The following is a 3,079-nucleotide window of genomic DNA, read 5'->3' as shown; positions in this document are numbered from 1 at the left end:
GGGCCCGTCGTCGTTCGTGGGGCGGGATGACCGAGCTGCTACTGCTCCGCGAGCGTCGCGTCCGCGAACCCGCGGCAGTACTCCCACGTCACGTAGGACGCCGGGTCCGGGTCGAACGGGGGCTCGTGGGGGCGCATGTGGCCCTCCTCGAGCAGTTGCTGGAGGCTCGCGCGCAGCAGGTCCCAGTCGTGGAAGTGCTGCTCCTCGCAGTCCTCGCAGTCCACGACGACGCCCCGGATCCCCCGGGGAGCGAGCAGCGCCTGGAACACCGCGAGGTCGCCGAGGTCGGCGACGACCTCGTCGCGTTCCTCCTCGTCCAGCGGCAGGTCCTCGGGCGCCGTGACGTCGTGCAGCGCGTCGAGCATCCGGGAGGGGTCCGAGGGGTCACCCGCGAACGGGTCCGGAGGCAGGGCTTCGTACGGCACGCCCCCGAACCTACCGGTCGCCGGCCCCGCGCCGGCGGGGCCCCGAGGTGGTCCGGACCTCGCCGACGTGCGCTGATCGACTCCGCCTCCGCCGCTGCGACGGGGATCACCGCCGGGGCACGACTAGCATCGGGGGCATGGTGCTGACGGACCCTGGCGTACCGGAGAAGTACGGCCTGCTCGGTCTGACGTTCGACGACGTCCTCCTCCTGCCCGCGGAGTCCGACGTCGTGCCCTCGGAGGCCGACACGTCGGCCCGCCTCTCGCGGAACATCACGCTGCGCATCCCGCTGGTCAGCTCGGCGATGGACACCGTGACCGAGGCGCGGATGGCGATCGCCATGGCCCGCCACGGCGGCATGGGCGTGCTGCACCGCAACCTGCCCGCCGAGGAGCAGGCCGCGCAGGCCGAGGTGGTCAAGCGCTCCGAGGCCGGCATGGTCACCGATCCGGTGACCTGCTCGCCCGAGGACACGCTCGCCGACGTCGATGCGCTCTGCGCCCGCTTCCGGATCTCGGGCCTGCCGGTGACCGACCCCGCGGGCCGTCTCGTGGGCATCATCACCAACCGCGACATGCGCTTCGAGGTCGACCACACCCGCAAGGTCCGCGAGGTCATGACGTCCTCGGACCTCGTCACCGCGCAGGTGGGCGTGACGGCGGAGGCCGCGCTCGGGTTGCTGCGTCGCCGCAAGGTCGAGAAGCTGCCCCTGGTCGACGGCGCGGGCATCCTGCGCGGGCTCATCACCGTCAAGGACTTCGTCAAGACCGAGCAGTACCCGATGGCCACGAAGGACCCCGACGGCCGGCTGCTCTGCGGCGCCGCGGTGGGTGTCGGGGACGACGCGTGGACCCGCGCGATGGCGCTGTCCGACGCCGGGGTCGACGTCCTCGTCGTCGACACCGCGCACGGGCACTCCCGCGCCGTCGTCGCGATGGTCGCCAAGCTCAAGCAGGAGCTCGGGGACCGGGTGGACGTCGTCGGGGGCAACGTCGCGACGCGCGCCGGGGCGCAGGCCCTCGTCGAGGCGGGCGCGGACGGCGTCAAGGTCGGCGTCGGGCCCGGCTCGATCTGCACCACGCGCGTGATCGCCGGCGTCGGCGTCCCGCAGATCACCGCGATCGCCGAGGCCGCGTCGGCGGCGACGCCCGCCGGGGTGCCGGTGATCGGCGACGGCGGACTGCAGTCGTCGGGGGACATCGCGAAGGCGATCGCCGCGGGCGCGTCGACGGTGATGCTCGGGTCGCTGCTCGCGGGCACCGCCGAGACCCCGGGTGAGCTCGTGCTCGTCGACGGCAAGCAGTACAAGACCTACCGCGGGATGGGATCGCTGGGCGCGATGCAGACCCGCGGCCAGCAGGGCTCGTACTCGAAGGACCGCTACTTCCAGGACGACGTGCTCTCCGACGACAAGCTCGTGCCCGAGGGCGTGGAGGGACGCGTACCCTTCCGGGGCCCGCTCACGCAGGTCACCCACCAGCTGGTCGGCGGTCTGCGGGCGGCGATGGGGTACACCGGGTCGCGGACGACGGCCGAGCTGCAGTCCGCGCACATGGTGCGCATCACCGCGGCCGGCCTCGCCGAGTCCCACCCCCACCACGTGACGATGACGGCGGTCGCCCCGAACTACGGGGGTCGCTGAGGCCAGAGAGGGCACCATGCGCGAGCAGGTCGAGATCGGCCGGGGCCGCAGCGCCCAACGCAGCTACACCTTCGACGACCTCGACATCGTCCCGTCGCGGCGTACGCGGTCGTCGTCGGCGGTGTCCACGGGCTGGCAGCTCGACGCCTACCGCTTCGACCTGCCGCTGCTCACACACCCGACCGACGCCGTCGTGTCCCCGGCGAGCGCGGTCCGCGTCGGGGAGCTCGGCGGGCTCGGCGTGCTCAACGCCGAGGGCCTCTGGGCGCGGCACGGCGAGCCGGAGAAGGCGCTGACCGAGATCGCGGAGCGCGCGGCCACCGATCCGGCCGCCGCCCTCGGCGAGCTCCAGCGTCTGCACGCCGCCCCGGTGCAGCCCGACCTGCTCACGGAGGCGCTCGAGCGGGTGCGCGGGGCGGGGGTGACCCTCGCCGCACGCGTCAGCCCGCAGCACGCCCGCGAGCTCACCCCGACGCTGCTCTCGGCCGGCGTGGAGATCCTCGTGGTGCAGGGAACGATCATCTCGGCCGAGCACGTCGCCGGGGAGGGCGAGGGAGGCGAGTCACCGCTCGACCTCGAGGACTTCATCGAGTCGCTCGACATCCCGGTCGTCGCGGGCGGCGTCGGCGACTACCGCACGGCGATGCACCTGATGCGCACCGGCGCAGCCGGCGTGATCGTGGGCTACGGGCAGGCGGCGTCCACGTCCACCGACGCCGTGCTGGGCATCGGGGTGCCGATGGCGACGGCGCTGGTCGACGCCGCCGCCGCCCGCCGCGACTACCTCGACGAGACCGGCGGGCGCTACGTCCACGTCATCGCCGACGGCGGGATGGCGACCTCGGGCGACATGGCGAAGGCCATCGCGTGCGGCGCGGACGCGGTGATGCTCGGCGAGCAGCTCGCGGGCGCGGACGACGCGCCGGGCGGCGGCTGGTACTGGACCTCCGCGGCCGCGCACCCCAATCTGCCCCGCTCCGCCGTCGCCCGGGTGCCCCAGCACGGGACCGA

Annotated in this window: 3 protein-coding genes; 2 read left to right on the top strand and 1 reads right to left on the bottom strand. The window is 73.9% G+C overall.

What is annotated here, in order from left to right; translation table 11 throughout:
• Nucleotides 1–38: 38 nt before the first annotated feature.
• Nucleotides 39–425 (bottom strand): DUF5319 domain-containing protein, encoded by a 387-nt coding sequence (locus AC0CYZ_RS02220; protein WP_472211905.1) that lies wholly within the window; start codon nucleotides 423–425, stop codon nucleotides 39–41.
• 137 nt (nucleotides 426–562) lie between these two features.
• Between AC0CYZ_RS02220 and guaB the strand changes: the two genes are divergently transcribed.
• The gene (gene guaB / locus AC0CYZ_RS02215; RefSeq protein WP_472211902.1) at nucleotides 563–2,068 is read left to right on the top strand and encodes an IMP dehydrogenase; all 1,506 of its coding nucleotides are present in this window, start codon (nucleotides 563–565) and stop codon (nucleotides 2,066–2,068) included.
• Between the two features lie 16 nt (nucleotides 2,069–2,084).
• Nucleotides 2,085–3,079: GuaB3 family IMP dehydrogenase-related protein (locus AC0CYZ_RS02210; protein WP_472211899.1), on the top strand; the 995-nt coding region annotated here is incomplete at its 3' end.

It is taken from the genome of Actinomycetospora sp., from assembly GCF_055612215.1.
Note: the sequence above shows the minus strand (reverse complement) of the source record. Positions and strands in the feature narration are given on the sequence as shown.

Coding starts and splice junctions, on each gene's coding strand:
- guaB (WP_472211902.1), top strand. CDS start 563: ATGGTGCTGACGGACCCTGGCGTACCGGAGAAGTACGGCCTGCTCGGT.